This window comes from Pseudomonas sp. Pseusp21, from assembly GCF_059492145.1.
This window is the reverse complement of sequence record NZ_CP168520.1, coordinates 2,791,190-2,809,554: the sequence shown is the minus strand read 5'-3', so window position 1 is coordinate 2,809,554 and position 18,365 is coordinate 2,791,190. Positions and strand designations below refer to the sequence as shown.

Here is an 18,365-nt window from a genome sequence, read left to right as displayed (position 1 = left end):
ATCGAGGGGAACCGCGAGATTATCACCAGTCTGTAACAGGAAGTTGCTATGACAGAAAATTTAGTTAGCCAGACATCGATTTTTCCCCGTCGTGGCGCGAGCTCCGGCCACGGACGTATTTCAGAGCGTTGCCAGGTCTGTGAGGCAACTTGTCACGCGGCAAAAGACCACGCGGTTCTCCGTCGGAAATGGGACTACTCTTTCAACGTTGATTGATCCAGATCAAGACCCATCGCGGAACTGATCCCGGACCCGTCGGCAGACTCCCTGCGTCGCGATGCCTGTAAAAAGAAGAACGAATTCGAGTTCGCCGCACTCCATACCCGTGGGGGCAGTGGTTCAAGGCCGCCAGTCCTGGAACCGTTATCTGATAGAGGAAAGCTTATGTTCGGTTTAGAGGCCCTGGATCTCGCCCGAATTCAGTTCGCGTTCACCATCTCGTTCCACATCCTGTTCCCGGCGATCACCATCGGTCTTGCGAGCTATCTCGCGGTGCTGGAAGGCCTGTGGCTGAAAACCGGCAATGACACTTACCGTGACCTCTACCATTTCTGGTCGAAGATCTTTGCCGTCAACTTCGGCATGGGCGTGGTCTCGGGGCTGGTCATGGCCTACCAGTTCGGCACCAACTGGAGCCGCTTCTCGGACTTCGCCGGTTCAGTCACCGGCCCGTTGCTGACGTATGAAGTGCTCACGGCGTTCTTCCTCGAAGCCGGTTTCCTGGGGGTGATGCTGTTCGGCTGGAACAAGGTCGGGCGCGGCCTGCACTTTTTCTCCACGGTGATGGTGGCCATCGGCACACTGATTTCCACGTTCTGGATTCTCGCCTCCAACAGTTGGATGCAGACCCCGCAGGGCTTCGAGATCGTCAACGGTCAGGTCATTCCAACCGACTGGCTGGCAATCATCTTCAACCCGTCATTCCCCTATCGCCTGATGCACATGGCGACGGCAGCGTTCGTCGCAACGGCCTTCTTCGTCGGCTCGTCGGCGGCCTGGCACCTGCTGCGCGGCAAGGACAACCCGGCGATCCGCACCATGCTGTCGATGGCGATGTGGATGGCGCTGATTGTTGCGCCGATCCAGGCAGTCATCGGCGACTTCCATGGCCTCAATACCCTTGAACACCAACCGGCGAAGATCGCCGCGATCGAGGGTCACTGGGAAAACGTCGGCGACGAAGCGACACCGCTGATCCTGTTCGGCTGGCCGGACATGAAGGAAGAAAAGACCAAGTTTGCTGTCGAGATTCCATACCTCGGCAGCCTGATCCTGACCCACTCGCTGGACAAGCAAGTCCCGGCGCTCAAGGAGTTCCCGCCAGAAGACCGGCCGAATTCGACCATCGTGTTCTGGTCGTTCCGGATCATGGTCGGTCTCGGCTTCCTGATGATCTTCACCGGTCTGTGGAGTTTGTGGCTGCGCAAGCGTGACTCGCTCTACACCTCGCGGCCGTTCCTGTACCTGGCGCTGTGGATGGGGCCGTCCGGCCTGATCGCGATCCTGGCGGGCTGGTTCACCACTGAAATCGGTCGTCAGCCATGGGTGGTCTACGGGCTGATGCGCACGGCCGATGCGTCTTCAAACCACAGTTTCATGCAGATGAGCATCACGCTGATCATGTTCGTGGTGGTGTATTTCGCGCTGTTCGGTGCGGGGCTGGGCTACATGATGCGCCTGGTGCGCAAAGGGCCGAAGACCGACGAAGGCAAGGAAACCAACGACGGTGGTCCTGGCCAGAAACGCACACCGGCACGTCCGTTGTCCGCTGCCGACGACGACGGCGCCGAACACGACCGCAGCCTGACCAAGGAGATTTGAGTCATGGGTATTGATCTTCCGCTGATCTGGGCCGTGATCATCATCTTCGGGATCATGATGTACGTGGTGATGGACGGTTTCGACCTGGGGATCGGGATTCTCTTCCCGTTCATCCCCGGCAAGACCGACCGCGACGTGATGATGAACACCGTCGCCCCGGTGTGGGACGGCAATGAAACCTGGCTGGTACTGGGGGGCGCTGCGTTGTTCGGCGCATTCCCGCTGGCCTATTCGGTGGTGCTGTCGGCGCTGTATCTGCCGCTGATCTTCATGCTGATCGGGCTGATCTTCCGTGGCGTGGCGTTTGAGTTCCGGTTCAAGGCCAAGGACGACAAGCGTCACCTGTGGGACAAGGCGTTCATCGGTGGTTCGGTGGCGGCGACGTTCTTTCAGGGCGTGGCGCTTGGCGCGTTCATCGATGGTCTGCCGGTGGTCAACCGGCAATATGCCGGCGGTTCACTGGACTGGCTGACGCCGTTCACGCTGTTCTGCGGCGCCGCACTGGTGGTGGCGTATGCCTTGCTTGGCTGCACCTGGCTGATCATGAAGACCGAAGGCAAGTTGCAGGAACAGATGCATGACCTGGCGCGTCCTCTGGCCTTCGTGCTGTTGGCGGTGATCGGTGTCGTCAGTCTGTGGACGCCGCTGGCCCATCCGGAAATTGCGACGCGCTGGTTCAGCATGCCGAATCTGTTCTGGTTCATGCCGGTGCCGATTCTGGTGTTGGTGACGCTGTACGCACTGATCCGTGCGGTGGCGCGAAACGCCAACTACATGCCGTTCCTGCTGACCCTGGTGCTGATCTTCCTCGGCTACAGCGGTCTGGGCATCAGCCTGTGGCCGAACATCGTGCCGCCGTCGATCTCGATCTGGGACGCCGCCGCGCCGCCGCAAAGCCAGGGCTTCATGCTGGTGGGCACGCTGTTCATCATCCCGTTCATCCTGGGTTACACCTTCTGGAGCTATTACGTGTTCCGCGGCAAGGTCACCCACGAAGACGGTTATCACTAATGGTGATCACGATGGCGCCGAGCGCGGCGCCATTTCCCGCAACCGGAGGATGCAAGCATGACCGGCAAACATTCCCTGCACGATATTGAAGAAGCCGAAAAAAAGCCGCTGTGGCAGCGGCTCGGCTGGTTGGCCATGATCTGGGGCGGCAGCGTCGGTGCTCTGTTCATCGTCGCCAGCCTGATGCGCATGTTCATGAACGCCGCAGGTCTGACCACGCACTGAGACTTCCCATCCCGCTGCCTTGCGGCACGGATTTTTGACCCTCCGACCGGAGGTTTTTTTTTGCCCGGATTATTTGCGCGCCTTGAGGATCACGAATTTCGGTGTGGCCGCCACTTGCTCGACACCCCGAAACAGTCGCGCCAGTTTGCTGTGATAACCCAGGTGACGGTTGCCGACGATGTACAGCGCGCCACCGAGCACCAGCGATTCGCGGGCCTGCTGGAACATGCGCCAGGCGAGGAAATCGCCGACCACCTGTTGCTGGTGGAATGGCGGGTTGCACAGGACTACGTCCAGCGATTGCGCTTCCTGGCCGGCCAGACCGTCGCCGGCGCGCACGATCACTTCACGTTCACCCAGCGCCGCGCGCCAGTTCTCGGCTGCCGATTGCACGGCCATGAACGATTCGTCCACCAGCGTGTAATGCGCATCGGGGTTTTGCAGGGCGCTGGCGATGGCCAATACACCGTTGCCGCAGCCAAGATCCGCGACTCGCGCAGCGCCGAGGTTTTTCGGCAGGTGCGGAAGGAAGGCACGGGTGCCGATGTCCAGCCCTTCACGGCAGAACACGTTGGCGTGGTTGAGCAGTTCGATGGCCGGCTCGTCGAGGTGATAGCGGGTCGGGTAGGGCGAGACGGCCGGTGCCTTGGCCTCGGGCGTGGCGATCAGCAGTCGGGCCTTCTTCACCGCCAGCGAAGCCTGAACCGCGCCGATGTAGCGTTCCAGCAGATCACCGGCGGCACGGGGCAAATGCTTGACCATCGCGGCTGCCACCACTTGCGCACCGGGCGCCAATTGGCCTTGCAGGCGAATCAATTGTTCTTCCAGCAGTGCCAGGGTTTTCGGAACGCGGATCAGCACCCGGTCAAATGGCCCGGCTAACGGCTCGCTGGCGGGAATGCCGCGCAGCGCATCGAATGCCTGACCATTGCGCAGCAGGTTTTTTTCAAGGCCTTGAAACGCCAGGAACGAATCACCGCTGGTGCTGACCTGCACCTTGCCCGAAAGGCTGATGGCCAATGCGCCGAAACTGTCGTTGAGCACCAATACTCGGGTCTCCGCCGGCAGATTTTGTTCGGCCACATGATTGAGCAAGTACTCGTCGGCTGCGTCGAAGGCTTGCAGCGGTTCGTTCTGCTGTTCGGGCTGGCGGATCAGATCGAGCTGGGCGAAGGGCGTATCGAGCAAAGGCATGGGGCGGGGACTCTGGGTAATCGACGGGTGTCCCGCGGCCCAGGGGGAGTGCGGCGGAACCGTCCGAGTGGACAGCGGCGCAAAAGATCGCGTCATCACTCAGGAAGGTTGCAAATGGTACGTTTTTTTTGTTGGCAATACTCGCCTGATTTCAGTACGGGTGAGTGGGAATAAACCCAGCCCTGGTGGCGGCGATGACGGCTGACACCTTGTTGCAGGCGTTGAACTTAACGATCAGGTTTTTGATGTGATAGTTCACGGTTCGTTCGGCCACATTCAGAATCTGGCCGATTTCCCAGGCTGTCTTGCCCAATGCGCACAGCCTTACGATTTCGAGCTCCCGGGTAGACAGTCGTACGGGCGGTGATTTGGCCTGTGCCGGCGGGAGGGCGTGGACGATCATTCCACTCAAGTGCTGCGTGATGAAGTGCATCACACCGTATTGTTCGTAGAGCTCCAATGCAGAGATTTCGCAATGGGGTCGTGCCAGACTGATGGTGCAGCACAGGTCGTTCTCTTCGTCGAGATACGACTGTGACCAGCCATGTTCCATCCCGTGATTCTGAAGCGCACTCCACATTGTCGGTGCCTTGGAAAATGCTTTCCTGGTCCAGAGAAACGGCAACATTGAATGATGGCAAAAAGCTGTAATCGGGTCGTTTTCACAGCAATGTTTTTCGTATTCGTCGTTCCACGCCTCTGTGAAGTTATTGATATAAAACGGTTTGAATGACTGGGAGTCAGGCCGCGAGACGGTAATACCGCAGAATTGGAAACCGATGTTGTTGGCAAAGTTTTTCAAGATCGGGAATGCGTTTTCAATATTCTTCGCGCGCGTAAGCTGTTCTATTTGATACTCCTTCCACCTTTCCATTTTAGTTGTTCTCCAGTGTTTCATTTCCGCGGGGGGGGGGGCAAATTGGATCCAAGGAACCAGCACGGGTGGAAGTGTAGGAGGGTTCCTACAAAGCTGTTGGATTTTTTTGTTCTTGGACGGTGGCAGAAACTGGAATATGAATAATGAGTCTTTATATGCAGGGGGTCATTTAAAGGGTTGTATCGCTTCGGTTTCTATAATCGATGTCCGATACTGGCTTTTAGATGATGGCACTTTGAAATATCATTACAAATTGTCGGTGTTCCACTGAAGATTAATGGGTAACACTTGAGTCATTGTTGATGGAGTAACCCAATGACTGCCAGCAGTGAAAAATTCAGCCGCCAGACATTGCTCGATGTACAGCCGCTGACCCCCAGTCTGTTCACCCTGCGCACCACGCGGGATGCCGGTTTCCGCTTCCGCGCCGGGCAATTCGCTCGGCTTGGCGTTACGCGTGAGGACGGCAGTACGGTGTGGCGCGCCTACTCGATGGTATCTTCGCCGTTCGACGAATTTCTCGAGTTTTTTTCCATCGTGGTGCCGGGCGGCGAGTTCACCAGCGAACTGAGCCGGCTGAAGGCGGGGGATACCTTGCTGATAGAGCGCCAGGCCTTTGGCTATCTGACGCTGGACCGATTCATTGATGGCCGCGATCTCTGGCTGTTATCCACAGGCACGGGCGTGGCGCCGTTTCTGTCGATCCTGCAGGACTTCGAAGTCTGGGAGAAATTTGAGCGAATCATATTGGTCTACAGCGTGCGAGAGGCCCGGGAACTGGCTTATCAACAACTGATCGCGGAACTGACACAGCGCGACTACCTCGCGGAATACGCCCACAAGTTCCAGTTTATTCCGGTGGTCACGCGTGAGCCGTATGCCGGCGCCCTCAACGGTCGCATCACTACGTTGATCGAAAATGGCGAACTGGAAAAGATGGCCGGTGTGGAGCTGACGCCGGCGCATTCCCGGGTCATGCTCTGCGGCAATCCGCAGATGATCGATGACACCCGGGCCTTGCTCAAGCAACGCGGCATGGCCCTGAGTCTGACCCGGCGACCGGAACAGGTGGCGGTGGAAAACTACTGGTAAGGAAACGGCGCCCTAAGGCGCCGTTTCAGTCTTCAAGGCTGGTTGTTCTGGGCCTTGAGCAAATCGCGGATCTCACCCAGCAATTCTTCCTCTTTGGTCGGTACCGGCGGCAGGGTAGGGGCTACAGCTTCTTCGCGCTTCAGGCGGTTGATGGCTTTGACGCCCATGAAGATCGCGAAGGCGACGATCACGAAGTCCAGAACACTCTGGATGAACTTGCCATACGCCAGCATCACGGCAGGCGCATCGCCCTGGGCAGCCTTGAGTGTGATGGCCAGGTCACTGAAATCCACGCCGCCGATCAGCAGGCCGATGGGTGGCATGATCACATCGCCGACAAACGATGAAACGATCTTGCCGAAGGCCGCGCCGATGATGATACCGACGGCCATGTCGACCACATTGCCTTTGACCGCGAAGGCCTTGAACTCGCTGAGCACGCCCATAGTTATTTCCTTGTTACAGATGAGTTTGGTGTACGCAGTGTAAATCAGCATAACGCGTCCTGCGCGAAACACCTTCTTACAAAGCCCGCTTTTATCGACACACCATTTCGCAATTAGTTTGCAAAGTGCCACTAATCGCGCGCGCAATACGCTGCAACGTGCTGATCTTCAAGAAAAAATGATCAATCATCGCGTTACGAACTTTCTATTTATGTTTGGCAAGCCGAGCTTCTAGCCTCTGTCTGGCGCACCTGGATGCGCCTCAAAAAAACAGAGGAGCCTGAAATGAATTCCATGCCTGGCCTGGGGGGCTTTCCCCTTCGTCGTACCTTCGGTTTATTGACTGCCGGCCTACTGACCCTTTCTGCGAATGCGGCGCCCTTGACCCGGGATAACGGTGCCGCGGTTGGCGACAACCAGAACTCGCAGACCGCCGGCGCCAACGGTCCGGTGCTGTTGCAGGACGTGCAACTGATCCAGAAGCTGCAACGCTTCGACCGCGAACGCATTCCCGAACGCGTCGTGCATGCCCGAGGCACCGGTGCCCATGGCACGTTCACCGCGACCAACGATCTGAGCGATCTGAGCAAGGCCAAGGTATTCGCTGTCGGCCAGGTCACGCCGGTGTTCGTGCGTTTCTCGGCGGTCGTTCACGGCAATCACTCTCCGGAAACCCTGCGTGACCCACGGGGTTTCGCGACCAAGTTCTACACCGCCGATGGCAACTGGGATCTGGTGGGCAACAACTTCCCGACGTTCTTCATCCGCGATGCGATCAAGTTCCCGGACATGGTGCATGCCTTCAAGCCCGATCCACGTACCAACCTCGACGATGATTCACGTCGCTTCGACTTCTTCTCCCATGTACCGGAAGCTACCCGCACATTGACCGAGTTGTATTCCAACTCGGGAACTCCGGCCAGTTATCGGGAGATGGACGGTAATAGTGTGCATGCCTATAAGTTGGTCAATGCCAAAGGCGAAATCCACTATGTGAAGTTTCATTGGAAAAGTTTGCAGGGGATAAAAAATCTCGATCCAAAACAGGTCGTGCAAGTTCAGGGCCGTGACTACAGTCATATGACCAATGACTTGGTAACAAATATTTACAATGGCAACTTTCCAAAGTGGGACTTGTACATTCAGGTCTTGAATCCGCAAGACTTGTCCAAGTTTGATTTCGATCCTCTTGATGCAACCAAGATCTGGCCAGGTATTCCAGAGCGAAAAGTTGGACAAATGGTCTTGAATCGCAATCCTGCGAATGTCTTCCAGGAAACCGAACAAGTGGCCATGGCTCCCTCAAATGTTGTTCCGGGCGTCGAGCCCTCGGAAGACCGTCTGCTGCAAGGCCGGATATTTGCCTATGCCGATACGCAAATGTATCGACTCGGCGCCAACGCACTGCAATTGCCGATCAATGCCGCCAAAACCGCCGTAAATAATGGCAATCAGGATGGCGCGATGAATGCCGGTGCGAGCACCTCGGGGGTCAACTATCAGCCAAGCCGTCTGCAACCGCGTGAAGAGACGCCAAGTGCGCGATACAGTCAGACCGCGCTGCAGGGCAGTACGCAACAGGCGAAGATCCAGCGCGAGCAGAACTTCAAGCAGGCCGGTGATCTGTATCGCTCGTTCAGCAAGAAGGAGCGCCAGGATCTGATCGAGAGCTTCGGCGGTTCGCTGGCCGGCGCCGATGACGAGAGCAAGCACATCATGCTGTCCTTCCTCTATAAGGCGGATCCGGAATACGGCGCCGGTGTGACCAAAGTGGCCAAGGGTGACCTGGATCGGGTCAAGGTCCTGGCGGCCAAACTGGTCGACTGACAGCGGCCCTCTCAAGCCCCGGCAACTGTCGGGGATTGACCGGCAGCAGCGCCGCGCGTCCGGCCAGCGGAGAAATCCGTCCCGGCGCGGCGCGCTGATCGACGATGGCTGCGTTATCATCGCGGTTTTTGCCGGGGGTTCAGATGGCCAAGGCCAAGCGCATGTACGGCTGCACCGAGTGCGGCGCAACCTTTCCCAAGTGGGCCGGGCAATGCGGCGAATGCGGCGCCTGGAACACCCTGACCGAAACCATGGTCGAGAGCGGCGGTGCCGCCGCCCCGAGCGGGCGCACTGGCTGGGCCGGACAGCAGGCCCAGATCAAGACCCTGGCCGAAGTCAGCATCGAAGAGATTCCACGTTTCTCCACAGCCTCCGGCGAACTGGACCGAGTGCTCGGCGGTGGTCTGGTGGACGGCTCGGTGGTGCTGATCGGCGGCGACCCGGGCATTGGCAAATCGACCATCCTTTTGCAGACCCTGTGCAACCTCGCCAAGACCATGCCGGCGTTGTACGTCACTGGCGAAGAGTCCCAGCAACAGGTCGCCATGCGTGCACGTCGTCTGGGCCTGCCGCAGGATCAATTGCGGGTCATGACCGAAACCTGTATCGAAACCATCATTGCCACCGCCCGTCAGGAAAAACCCAAGGTGATGGTGATCGACTCGATCCAGACGATTTTCACCGAACAACTGCAATCGGCACCGGGCGGGGTGTCCCAGGTACGCGAAAGTGCGGCGTTGCTGGTGCGTTACGCCAAGCAAAGCGGCACGGCGATTTTCCTGGTCGGCCACGTGACCAAGGAAGGCGCGCTCGCAGGGCCGCGGGTTCTGGAGCACATGGTCGATACCGTGCTGTATTTCGAAGGCGAGTCCGATGGCCGGTTGCGTTTGCTGCGAGCGGTGAAAAACCGTTTCGGCGCGGTCAACGAGCTGGGCGTGTTCGGCATGACCGACAAGGGCTTGAAGGAAGTCTCCAACCCTTCGGCGATTTTTCTCACCCGCGCTCAGGAAGAAGTCCCGGGCAGTGTGGTGATGGCGACGTGGGAAGGCACTCGGCCGATGCTGGTGGAAGTCCAGGCGCTGGTGGACGACAGTCACTTGGCCAATCCGCGCCGGGTCACGCTGGGTCTGGATCAGAATCGTCTGGCGATGTTGCTGGCGGTGCTGCACCGTCATGGCGGCATTCCGACTCACGATCAGGACGTGTTCCTCAACGTGGTCGGCGGGGTGAAGGTGCTGGAAACCGCGTCCGACCTGGCGTTGATGGCCGCCGTCATGTCGAGCCTGCGCAACCGTCCGTTGCCCCATGACTTGCTGGTGTTCGGCGAAGTCGGTCTGTCTGGCGAAGTGCGCCCGGTGCCAAGCGGCCAGGAGCGTTTGAAGGAAGCCGCCAAGCACGGCTTCAAGCGCGCAATCGTGCCCAAGGGCAATGCGCCGAAGGAAGCCCCGCCAGGCTTGCAGATCATTGCGGTGACACGACTGGAGCAGGCGCTGGACTCGTTGTTCGAGTGATCAGACGTCGATCAGCGCCCCGAGCTCGCGTTCCAGTTCGGTTTCGTCGGCCAGATTGAGTTCGATCAAGCGACGCAGGCGCTGAATCGACTCCAGGCTGATGTGCCGGCACACGAAACCGAGCTGGCCGTGATCTTCATGAGCCAGTTGCACATCCATCTCGATGTGCACGTCTTCGCTCAGATGAATGTCGACGAAAAAGTCCTGCTCGGGATTGCCCAGCCAGGGCTCGGGCCGCTCGATCAGCAGCCCCTTGAGCGAGAGGTCGATCAGCTTCACCGGCCAGATGTATTCGCCCTGGCTCAATTCGGTTCTGGCATCGAACGCGATACGTTTGAAGCGGCGACGCTCGGACGGGTGCTCGCTCATGGCGCAATCCTCAGGAAGGTCAGCTGACTATAGACCCGACCGGCGGGGTGATGCCAACGAATGGACTGTCTAGACCAATGTCGGGGTATGGCCTTTGCCGCCAACAGCGCTAAACTCGGGGTGGCTGTCTTTCTTGTCCACCCTGGCTGGAATAATAAAATGAAAAATAATAATAGCCTGCTACGCCACTTACCCTGGCTGCTGCTGGCAATCGTAGGAGCGTGCGCCCTTGGCGTAGTGGCATTGCGCCGAGGCGAGGCGATCAACGCCTTGTGGATTGTGGTCGCCGCCGTGGCCATCTATCTGGTTGCGTACCGTTACTACAGTCTGTTCATCGCTAATAATGTGATGCAACTCGATCCGCGTCGGGCCACCCCCGCCGTGCTCAACAACGACGGTCTGGACTACGTTCCGACCAACAAACACATTCTCTTCGGTCACCACTTCGCGGCTATTGCCGGCGCGGGGCCGCTGGTCGGTCCGGTGCTGGCGGCGCAGATGGGCTATCTGCCCGGTACGCTGTGGCTGATCGCCGGCGTGGTGCTGGCGGGCGCGGTGCAGGACTTCATGGTCCTGTTCATGTCCACCCGCCGCAACGGCCGTTCCCTGGGCGACATGGTGCGTGAAGAAATGGGCCGCATCCCCGGCACCATCGCGCTGTTCGGCTGCTTCCTGATCATGATCATCATCCTCGCGGTGCTGGCGCTGATCGTGGTCAAAGCCCTGGCTGAAAGCCCGTGGGGCATCTTCACCGTGATGGCGACCATCCCGATCGCGATGTTCATGGGCATCTACATGCGCTACATCCGTCCGGGCCGCATCGGCGAGATCTCGGTCATCGGCGTGTTGCTGCTGCTCGGTTCGATCTGGCTGGGCGGGCAGATTGCCGCCGATCCGGTCTGGGCCAAAGCCTTCAGCTTCACCGGTGTGCAAATCACCTGGATGTTGATCGGTTATGGCTTTGTCGCCGCCGTGCTCCCGGTGTGGCTGATCCTTGCACCGCGTGACTACCTCTCCACCTTCCTCAAGATCGGTACCATCGTCGCTCTGGCGATCGGCATCCTGGTGACCATGCCCGAGCTGAAAATGCCGGCCCTGACCCAGTTCGTCGACGGCACCGGCCCGGTGTGGAAGGGCGGTCTGTTCCCGTTCCTGTTCATCACCATCGCCTGCGGTGCGGTATCGGGCTTCCACGCGCTGATCTCCTCGGGGACAACGCCGAAGCTGCTGGATAACGAAACCAACGCCCGTTACATCGGTTACGGCGGCATGCTGATGGAATCGTTCGTGGCCATCATGGCCATGGTCGCGGCCTCAGTGATCGAGCCAGGCGTGTACTTCGCCATGAACAGCCCGGCCGCCGTGGTCGGCGGTGATGTGGTGGCTGTGGCAACCGCGGTCAGCAACTGGGGCTTTGCCATTACCCCGGAAGCCTTGCAAGCCGTGGCGCATGACATCGGCGAAACCACCATCCTGGCCCGTGCCGGTGGTGCGCCGACCCTGGCGGTCGGTATCGCGCAGATCCTGCACAGCGTCCTGCCGGGTGAAAACACCATGGCGTTCTGGTACCACTTCGCGATCCTGTTCGAGGCGCTGTTCATCCTGACCGCTGTGGACGCCGGCACCCGTGCCGGGCGCTTCATGCTGCAGGACCTGCTCGGCTCCTTCGTACCGGCACTGAAACGTACCGAATCCTGGACCGCCAACCTGATCGCCACCGCCGGTTGTGTGGCGATGTGGGGCTGGTTGCTGTATCAGGGCGTGATCGATCCGCTGGGTGGTATCAACACCCTGTGGCCGCTGTTCGGCATCTCCAACCAGATGCTGGCCGGTATCGCACTGATGCTCGGCACCGTGGTCCTGATCAAGATGAAGCGCCAGCGCTACATCTGGGTCACCCTGTTGCCGGCCACCTGGCTGCTGATCTGCACCACGACCGCAGGCTTCATCAAGCTGTTCGACGCCAATCCGGCGATCGGCTTCCTGTCGCTGGCCAAGAAATACAACGACGCACTGGCCGCGGGTCAGGTGCTCGCTCCGGCCAAGAACGTCGAGCAGATGCAGCACGTGATCTTCAACGCCTACACCAACGCCACATTGACCGCGCTGTTCCTGTTCGTGGTATTCAGCATCCTGTTCTATGCGCTCAAGGTCGGCATCGCCGCCTGGGGCAAAAAAGAGCGTACGGACAAAGAATCGCCATTCCAGGCCCTGCCGGACGCGTAACCAGAGGATTGCAGCATGTTCAATGACCTGAGTCGCCTCGGTAAATACCTCGGTCAGGCCGCGCGCCTGATGGTCGGCATGCCCGACTACGACACCTACGTCGAGCATATGCAGACCAAGCACCCGGACAAACCGGTGATGAGCTACGAGATGTTCTTTCGCGAACGTCAGGAAGCCCGTTACGGTGGCAAGGGTGGGCCGAAGTGCTGTTGATCTGACAGCCTTCGGTTGATGCAGTCCCCAGCTGTGGGAGCGGGCTTGCTCGCGAAAGCGGTGTGTCATTGAGCAATGATGTCGACTGACACGACCCCTTCGCGAGCAAGCCCGCTCCCACATTTGTTTTGTGTTGTTCATCAATTTTGCGAAGGGGATCGATGTTGTCTTCTCCAATACCTGTAACGGTGCTCAGCGGTTTCCTCGGCGCCGGCAAGACCACCTTGCTGCGCCATCTGTTGAAAGCCGAGCACGGCCTGAAAATCGCCGTGATCGAAAACGAATTCAGCGACGCCGGTATCGATACCCAATTGCTGGGCGACGAGCCGGTGCAAGTCATGACCCTGGCCAACGGCTGCGTCTGCTGCACCATTCACACCGACCTGACCAAGGCCCTGTATCTGCTGCTCGAACGGCTGGACAGCGGCGAAATCGCTTTCGATCGACTGGTCATCGAATGCACCGGTCTGGCCGACCCGGCCCCGGTGGCACAGACCTTTTTCATCGACGAAGAACTGCGCGAGCGTTACCTGCTCGACGGCATCATCACCCTCGTCGACGCGGCCCACGCCGAACAGCACCTGACCCAGACCATCGCCCAGGCGCAGATCGGTTTTGCCGACCGCCTGCTGGTGAGCAAGACCGATCTGGTGGACGAGGCTGCGTTCACGGCGCTCAGCGAGCGCCTGACCCGCATCAACCGCCGTGCACCGATCCGCGTGGTCGAGCACGGCAACATCGATCTGGCGGAATTGCTCGATGTGCGCGGTTTCAACCTGAATGCCGATCTCGGCGGCGGGGTGAGTCTGCGACCGGTGAGCAAGGCGCCGTCCATCGACCGGATTTCCAGTCTGGTGCTGCGTACCGATCAGCCGCTGGATATCGATCAGCTCAGCGAGTTCATGAATGAATTGCTGGAAGAGCACGGCAAGCAATTGCTGCGCTACAAAGGCGTGTTGAACATCGCGGGCGAAGATCGGCGGCTGGTGTTCCAGGGCGTGCTGAAACTCTATGGCTTTGACTGGGACACCGAGTGGGCGGAAGGCGAGGCGCGGGAAAGCGTGATCGTGTTTATCGCCGACGATTTGCCGGAAGAGAAAATCCGGTTGGGGTTTGCCAGGGTGGCGGCGAACTGAGTCCGCCGCGCTTTCAGTGCGTGGAACCGCTGAGAATCGTCTGCTCCAGGTGATCCAGATGACGGTTCATCAGCGACACCGCCTCGACGGCGTCATCACGCTCGATCGCCTCGACGATCCGGGCGTGATCCTGCCAGCCGCAACAGCTGTGCGTGGTCTCAGTGCATCGCGCAATCGCCAGTGAGGTCAGCGGCACCAGCGTGCCGAGAAAATGCGCCAACGGTGCATTCCGCGCCATTTTCGCCACCTGCAAATGAAACTCCCCGGACAGGCGAATCGCCGCCCCGCGCCGATCTTTATCCACAGCCTGACGCTCCCGTTCGATCAACGCTCGCAGGCGCTTCAGATCTTCAGCCTGTGCGTGCTGGCAAGCCAATCGAACCAGCGTGTTCTCGGCCAGGCGCCGGGCGTGCAGGGCCTGACGTATCTGCTCGGTATCCGGCGCGGCCACTCGTGGTCGATGGTTGGCCCGCAGTACGATGATCTGTTCGTGGGACAGTTGGGTCAGCACCCGACGCACATCGGCGCGGCTGACGCCGAACATCTGCTTGAGACTTTCTTCGGTGAAACGGCTGGCAGCATCGATGCGCTGTTCGAGGATTGCGTCGAACAGGCGCGGATACAGATCCTCCACCGGCGCGTGCAGGCGGGAGAAGGGCAGGGCCGTCGAGATCGGGCGAGGGTGCGACGGCGTGGCAAGACTGTTCATGGCCGGTCTCCAGTGTGAGGCGTTTCAGTGGCTCAGGTTGTCATCCGGAATATTCAGCTCGATGCCCATCCGCTGGCCTTCACGCAGGATGTGCCGACGCATTTCGGCACTGGCCTGGGCGCTGTTCTTGCTGCGGATCGCGCGCACCACGGCTTCGTTTTCTTCAAGGCGTTCGGCCAGGTGCTCCGGCGAATTGCGCAGCACCTCGGCGCTTTGCTTGAGGGCGTTGCTGGTCTGTTGCACCACACTCTGGAAAATCGGATTCGAGGTCAGGGTGAACAGCTCCTCGTGGAACGCGATGTAGGCGCTGACCCCGGCCTCGCTGTCGCCCGCTTCGAGGGCTTCGCGCATGTCCATCAGGGTCAGGCGCAGCTGGCCGACTTCCTTGCTGCTGATCGACTGCGCCACCAGCCCGACGATGAACGGTTCGAGGGTGTAGCGCAGTTGCAGCACGTCTTCGAGGCTGGCGCCGGCCACTGCGCTGTCGTGGCTCTGACTGTCACTGGCCTGGGCGTCGAGCACCACCACGCCTTTGCCGGGCATCGAGCGCACCAGGCCGAGGGTTTCCAGCACGATCACTGCTTCACGCAGGCTCGGGCGGCTGATGCCCAGTTGTTCGGCCAGTTCGCGCTGACCCGGCAGCATCTCGCCGGAGCGCCACTGACCACGGGCCAGCGCAGCCCGAAGTTTTTCTACCACTGAGTTGACGACGGTTGATGAAGTAATCATGGGTTCGCTCCATGTGCCGTGCCTGCATTGGCGCAGGCACGGCGGTCATTCAGAATTCTTTGGCCGCCGCTTGAGCGACGGTTTTTCTCGGCTGAAAGTTATAGCCCTGCTCGCCGTTGAGCACCTTGTTCGCCCGTTGCACGTCGATGTCCTTTTCCCAACGGGCGATGGCCACGGTGGCAACGCAGTTGCCGATCAGATTGGTCAGTGCCCGGCCGATGCCCATGAACCAGTCCACGGCCAGCACCAGCACCAGACCGACCACCGGAATCGCCGGGATGGCCGTCAGCGTGGCCGCGAGAATCACCAGCGCCGAACCTGGAATGCCGTGGGCACCTTTGGAGGTAATCAGCGATACCAGCAAAATCGTCAGCAGATCGGTCATGGCCAGTGGCGTGCCGGTGGCGTTGGCGATGAACACGATGGCCAGGGTCAGGTAGATCGAAAAACCGTCGAGGTTGAACGAGTAACCGGTAGGAATCACCAGCCCGACGGTCGAGCTGCCGATGCCCAGATGTTCCAGTTTGCGCATGATCTGCGGCAGCACGGCGTCGGAGGAGGCGGTGCCCATGACGATCAGCAGTTCTTCACGCAGGTACTTGAGCAGCGGCCACATGCGCAGGCCGGAGAGGCGCATCACCAGACCGAGAATCAGCGCGACGAAGGCGATGCAGGTCAGGTAGAACAAGCCGACGAGGCTGCCCAGATGTTGCAGCGAATCCAGGCCGTATTTGCTGGTGGTGAAGGCGATGGCGCCGAACACGCCGATCGGTGCCAGACGCACGATCATGCCCATGATGCGGAAGATCACGTGGCTCAGTTCGTTGATCAGCCGCGAGATTCCGGAAGCGGCTTCGCCCACCAGATTCAACGCACTGCCGAACAGCACCGAGAACAGCAGCACCTGGAGGATATTGTTATCGGCGAAGGCGCCGAGTACCGAGGTCGGGATCAGGTCCATCAGGAACTGAGTGGTGGTGTGCATATGCTGGCCGCGTTCGGCGATGTCGCCCATGTCGGCGGCGGACAGTTGCTCCAGATGGATGTTGGCGCCGCTGCCGATTCCGGTGGTGAAGGCGAACACGAGACCGATCACCAGGGCGATGGTGGTCAGCACTTCGAAGTAGATCACCGACTTGAGGCCGATGCGCCCGACCTTCTTCAGATCGCCCGCGCCGCTGATGCCGCTGACCACCACGCAGAACACGATCAGGCCGATGAGCATCTTGATCAGTTTGATGAAACCGTCGCCGAGCGGTTTGAGCTGGGCCGAGTATTCGGGAAGGGTCAGCCCGCAGACGATGCCGAGCATCAGTCCGAGAACCACTTGGAGGAAGATTGAACGCGAGCACCATCTGAGCATGGGAGGAATCCTGGTCGGTGTCCTGGCTGCCGTGCGCGGGGCGCATCAGATTCAGGACTTAATTATTGTGGTCTTACCGGTATGTCCAGTGCGGGTGCAGTCTAGGCGCTGTTTTTTACGGATCGCAAGTGAAAAATGACGAATTGGCATTACCGGTCTGACCAGTTGAGCGGCAAGTCCCATTCTTGAGCGATTCAGCTGTTTGAAAAAATCCGGGCGAAAAAAAACCGGCCAATCACTTGGCCGGTTTTCTTGCTGCGGGTTTAACGTCGCGATCAAGCGCCGTATACAGGCAGTTTCTTGCAGATGGCTTTGACTTTCTCACGAACGGCGTCGATCACCGCTTCGTTGTTCAGGTCAGCCAGGATGTCGCAGATCCAGCCCGCCAGCTCTTTGCACTCAGCCTCTTTGAAGCCGCGAGTGGTCACGGCCGGAGTACCGAAGCGCAGGCCGGAGGTGACGAACGGGGAGCGTGGGTCGTTTGGCACGGAGTTCTTGTTCACGGTGATGAACGCTTTGCCCAGAGCGGCGTCGGCGTCTTTACCGGAGATTTCCTGCTTGATCAGCGACAGCAGGAACAGGTGGTTTTGAGTACCGCCGGAAACCACGTCGAAACCGCGTTCGATGAACACGCCGGCCATGGCCTGGGCGTTTTTCACCACTTGTTGCTGGTAAGCCTTGAACTCAGGCTGCAGTGCTTCCTTGAAGCAGATCGCTTTGGCGGCGATCACGTGCTCCAGCGGGCCACCCTGGGCACCCGGGAATACGGCGGAGTTCAGCTTCTTCTCGATGTCGGCGTTGGCGCGAGCCAGGATCAGGCCACCACGTGGACCGCGCAGGGTCTTGTGGGTGGTGGTGGTCACGACGTCAGCGAACGGAACCGGGTTCGGGTAGACGCCAGCGGCGACCAGACCGGCCACGTGAGCCATGTCGACGAACAGGTAGGCGCCAACCTTGTCGGCGATGGCACGGAAGCGCGGAAAGTCGAGGATCTGCGAGTAGGCAGAGAAACCGGCCACGATCATTTTCGGCTTGTGTTCAACAGCCAGGCGCTCGACTTCGTCGTAGTCGATCAGACCGTTGGCGTCGATGCCGTACTGGATGGCGTTGTACAGCTTGCCGGAGGAGGAAACGCTGGCGCCGTGGGTCAGGTGACCGCCGTGAGCCAGGCTCATGCCCAGGATGGTGTCACCGGCCGACAGCAGGGCCAGGTAAACAGCGGCGTTGGCCTGGGAACCGGCGTGCGGCTGAACGTTGGCGTAGTCGGCGCCGAACAGCTCTTTGGCGCGGTCGATAGCCAGTTGCTCGACAACGTCGACGTACTCGCAACCACCGTAGTAGCGCTTGCCCGGGTAGCCTTCGGCGTACTTGTTGGTCAGTACCGAGCCTTGAGCTTCCATCACCGCTGGGCTGGTGTAGTTCTCCGAAGCGATCAGCTCGATGTGTTCTTCCTGGCGCTGGGCTTCTTGCTCCATGGCGGCAAAAAGATCGGCGTCGTACTTGGCAATAGTCAAATCACGGCTGAACATGGCGGTCCTCAAGGATCGGGGGGCAGAAAAGGGGGGCATTCTAACCCAACGGGTTTTGGATGGCATATGAAACGACATCATGTCGCA

General features: G+C 59.5%; 17 protein-coding genes. 9 read left to right on the top strand and 8 right to left on the bottom strand.

Annotated features, from left to right (window positions below; genetic code table 11):
• Positions 1-384: 384 nt before the first annotated feature.
• From ACEN93_RS12715 to ACEN93_RS12705, 3 genes are read left to right on the top strand one after another with little or no spacing between them, the layout of a single operon-like run.
• Positions 385-1,821 carry a cytochrome ubiquinol oxidase subunit I gene (locus ACEN93_RS12715; RefSeq protein ID WP_039771763.1) on the top strand — a complete coding sequence of 479 codons (1,437 nt, stop codon included), beginning with the start codon at positions 385-387 and terminating at the stop codon, positions 1,819-1,821.
• 3 nt (positions 1,822-1,824) lie between these two features.
• Positions 1,825-2,832, top strand: a complete 1,008-nt coding sequence (cydB, locus tag ACEN93_RS12710) for a cytochrome d ubiquinol oxidase subunit II (RefSeq protein ID WP_495611475.1) — start codon at positions 1,825-1,827, stop codon at positions 2,830-2,832.
• Between the two features lie 57 nt (positions 2,833-2,889).
• Positions 2,890-3,057, top strand: a complete 168-nt coding sequence (locus tag ACEN93_RS12705; protein WP_495611474.1) for a DUF2474 domain-containing protein — start codon at positions 2,890-2,892, stop codon at positions 3,055-3,057.
• Between the two features lie 69 nt (positions 3,058-3,126).
• Here the strand turns inward: ACEN93_RS12705 and ACEN93_RS12700 are convergent, their stop codons facing one another.
• Complete coding sequence (locus ACEN93_RS12700) at positions 3,127-4,251, bottom strand: methyltransferase (RefSeq protein ID WP_495611473.1); 1,125 nt, start codon at positions 4,249-4,251, stop codon at positions 3,127-3,129.
• Between the two features lie 151 nt (positions 4,252-4,402).
• A complete protein-coding gene (locus ACEN93_RS12695) occupies positions 4,403-5,125 on the bottom strand; it encodes a LuxR C-terminal-related transcriptional regulator (RefSeq protein ID WP_103385468.1) in 723 nt (240 codons plus the stop codon).
• A 318-nt stretch (positions 5,126-5,443) separates the two neighbouring features.
• On the opposite strand from ACEN93_RS12695, the gene ACEN93_RS12690 reads away from it, so the two are divergent.
• The gene (locus tag ACEN93_RS12690) at positions 5,444-6,220 is read left to right on the top strand and encodes a ferredoxin--NADP reductase (protein WP_495611472.1); all 777 of its coding nucleotides are present in this window, start codon (positions 5,444-5,446) and stop codon (positions 6,218-6,220) included.
• A gap of 32 nt (positions 6,221-6,252) precedes the next feature.
• Here the strand turns inward: ACEN93_RS12690 and mscL are convergent, their stop codons facing one another.
• Complete coding sequence (gene mscL, locus ACEN93_RS12685) at positions 6,253-6,666, bottom strand: large-conductance mechanosensitive channel protein MscL (protein ID WP_039771752.1); 414 nt, start codon at positions 6,664-6,666, stop codon at positions 6,253-6,255.
• Between the two features lie 285 nt (positions 6,667-6,951).
• Between mscL and katB the strand changes: the two genes are divergently transcribed.
• Together katB and radA are read left to right on the top strand one after the other, a co-directional pair.
• Positions 6,952-8,493, top strand: a complete 1,542-nt coding sequence (gene katB / locus ACEN93_RS12680; protein ID WP_495611471.1) for a catalase KatB — start codon at positions 6,952-6,954, stop codon at positions 8,491-8,493.
• Positions 8,494-8,636: 143 nt separating this feature from the next.
• On the top strand, positions 8,637-10,004 hold the full coding sequence (gene radA / locus ACEN93_RS12675) for a DNA repair protein RadA (protein ID WP_039771749.1): 1,368 nt from the start codon (positions 8,637-8,639) through the stop codon (positions 10,002-10,004).
• Here the strand turns inward: radA and ACEN93_RS12670 are convergent, their stop codons facing one another.
• Positions 10,005-10,373: a PilZ domain-containing protein gene (locus ACEN93_RS12670; protein ID WP_064599557.1), complete on the bottom strand. Its 369-nt coding sequence runs from the start codon at positions 10,371-10,373 to the stop codon at positions 10,005-10,007.
• A gap of 159 nt (positions 10,374-10,532) precedes the next feature.
• Between ACEN93_RS12670 and ACEN93_RS12665 the strand changes: the two genes are divergently transcribed.
• From ACEN93_RS12665 to yjiA, 3 genes are all read left to right on the top strand, one after another.
• The gene (locus tag ACEN93_RS12665; RefSeq protein WP_039771745.1) at positions 10,533-12,599 is read left to right on the top strand and encodes a carbon starvation CstA family protein; all 2,067 of its coding nucleotides are present in this window, start codon (positions 10,533-10,535) and stop codon (positions 12,597-12,599) included.
• A 15-nt stretch (positions 12,600-12,614) separates the two neighbouring features.
• Entirely contained in the window at positions 12,615-12,812 is a 198-nt protein-coding gene (locus ACEN93_RS12660; protein WP_003228401.1) for a YbdD/YjiX family protein, read from the top strand.
• A 161-nt stretch (positions 12,813-12,973) separates the two neighbouring features.
• The gene (gene yjiA / locus ACEN93_RS12655) at positions 12,974-13,948 is read left to right on the top strand and encodes a GTPase (RefSeq protein WP_166742305.1); all 975 of its coding nucleotides are present in this window, start codon (positions 12,974-12,976) and stop codon (positions 13,946-13,948) included.
• 13 nt (positions 13,949-13,961) lie between these two features.
• Here yjiA and ACEN93_RS12650 read toward each other — a convergent pair whose 3' ends face one another.
• The 4 genes from ACEN93_RS12650 to glyA all read right to left on the bottom strand — a co-directional run bounded on the left by ACEN93_RS12650 (position 13,962) and on the right by glyA (position 18,278).
• The gene (locus ACEN93_RS12650) at positions 13,962-14,657 is read right to left on the bottom strand and encodes a GntR family transcriptional regulator (protein ID WP_495611470.1); all 696 of its coding nucleotides are present in this window, start codon (positions 14,655-14,657) and stop codon (positions 13,962-13,964) included.
• Positions 14,658-14,681: 24 nt separating this feature from the next.
• Entirely contained in the window at positions 14,682-15,386 is a 705-nt protein-coding gene (locus ACEN93_RS12645) for a FadR/GntR family transcriptional regulator (RefSeq protein WP_039771741.1), read from the bottom strand.
• Between the two features lie 49 nt (positions 15,387-15,435).
• Positions 15,436-16,749: a C4-dicarboxylate transporter DctA gene (locus ACEN93_RS12640; RefSeq protein WP_011336023.1), complete on the bottom strand. Its 1,314-nt coding sequence runs from the start codon at positions 16,747-16,749 to the stop codon at positions 15,436-15,438.
• Positions 16,750-17,024: 275 nt separating this feature from the next.
• On the bottom strand, positions 17,025-18,278 hold the full coding sequence (gene glyA, locus ACEN93_RS12635) for a serine hydroxymethyltransferase (protein WP_009045723.1): 1,254 nt from the start codon (positions 18,276-18,278) through the stop codon (positions 17,025-17,027).
• Positions 18,279-18,365 lie beyond the last annotated feature (87 nt).

What these genes read in the sequence shown, in the direction of transcription:
- ACEN93_RS12715 (WP_039771763.1), top strand. Translation starts at nt 385, where the DNA reads ATGTTCGGTTTAGAGGCCCTGGATCTCGCCCGAATTCAGTTCGCGTTC.
- cydB (WP_495611475.1), top strand. Translation starts at nt 1,825, where the DNA reads ATGGGTATTGATCTTCCGCTGATCTGGGCCGTGATCATCATCTTCGGG.
- ACEN93_RS12705 (WP_495611474.1), top strand. Translation starts at nt 2,890, where the DNA reads ATGACCGGCAAACATTCCCTGCACGATATTGAAGAAGCCGAAAAAAAG.
- ACEN93_RS12700 (WP_495611473.1), bottom strand. Translation starts at nt 4,251, where the DNA reads ATGCCTTTGCTCGATACGCCCTTCGCCCAGCTCGATCTGATCCGCCAG.
- ACEN93_RS12695 (WP_103385468.1), bottom strand. Translation starts at nt 5,125, where the DNA reads ATGGAAAGGTGGAAGGAGTATCAAATAGAACAGCTTACGCGCGCGAAG.
- ACEN93_RS12690 (WP_495611472.1), top strand. Translation starts at nt 5,444, where the DNA reads ATGACTGCCAGCAGTGAAAAATTCAGCCGCCAGACATTGCTCGATGTA.
- mscL (WP_039771752.1), bottom strand. Translation starts at nt 6,666, where the DNA reads ATGGGCGTGCTCAGCGAGTTCAAGGCCTTCGCGGTCAAAGGCAATGTG.
- katB (WP_495611471.1), top strand. Translation starts at nt 6,952, where the DNA reads ATGAATTCCATGCCTGGCCTGGGGGGCTTTCCCCTTCGTCGTACCTTC.
- radA (WP_039771749.1), top strand. Translation starts at nt 8,637, where the DNA reads ATGGCCAAGGCCAAGCGCATGTACGGCTGCACCGAGTGCGGCGCAACC.
- ACEN93_RS12670 (WP_064599557.1), bottom strand. Translation starts at nt 10,373, where the DNA reads ATGAGCGAGCACCCGTCCGAGCGTCGCCGCTTCAAACGTATCGCGTTC.
- ACEN93_RS12665 (WP_039771745.1), top strand. Translation starts at nt 10,533, where the DNA reads ATGAAAAATAATAATAGCCTGCTACGCCACTTACCCTGGCTGCTGCTG.
- ACEN93_RS12660 (WP_003228401.1), top strand. Translation starts at nt 12,615, where the DNA reads ATGTTCAATGACCTGAGTCGCCTCGGTAAATACCTCGGTCAGGCCGCG.
- yjiA (WP_166742305.1), top strand. Translation starts at nt 12,974, where the DNA reads ATGTTGTCTTCTCCAATACCTGTAACGGTGCTCAGCGGTTTCCTCGGC.
- ACEN93_RS12650 (WP_495611470.1), bottom strand. Translation starts at nt 14,657, where the DNA reads ATGAACAGTCTTGCCACGCCGTCGCACCCTCGCCCGATCTCGACGGCC.
- ACEN93_RS12645 (WP_039771741.1), bottom strand. Translation starts at nt 15,386, where the DNA reads ATGATTACTTCATCAACCGTCGTCAACTCAGTGGTAGAAAAACTTCGG.
- ACEN93_RS12640 (WP_011336023.1), bottom strand. Translation starts at nt 16,749, where the DNA reads ATGCTCAGATGGTGCTCGCGTTCAATCTTCCTCCAAGTGGTTCTCGGA.
- glyA (WP_009045723.1), bottom strand. Translation starts at nt 18,278, where the DNA reads ATGTTCAGCCGTGATTTGACTATTGCCAAGTACGACGCCGATCTTTTT.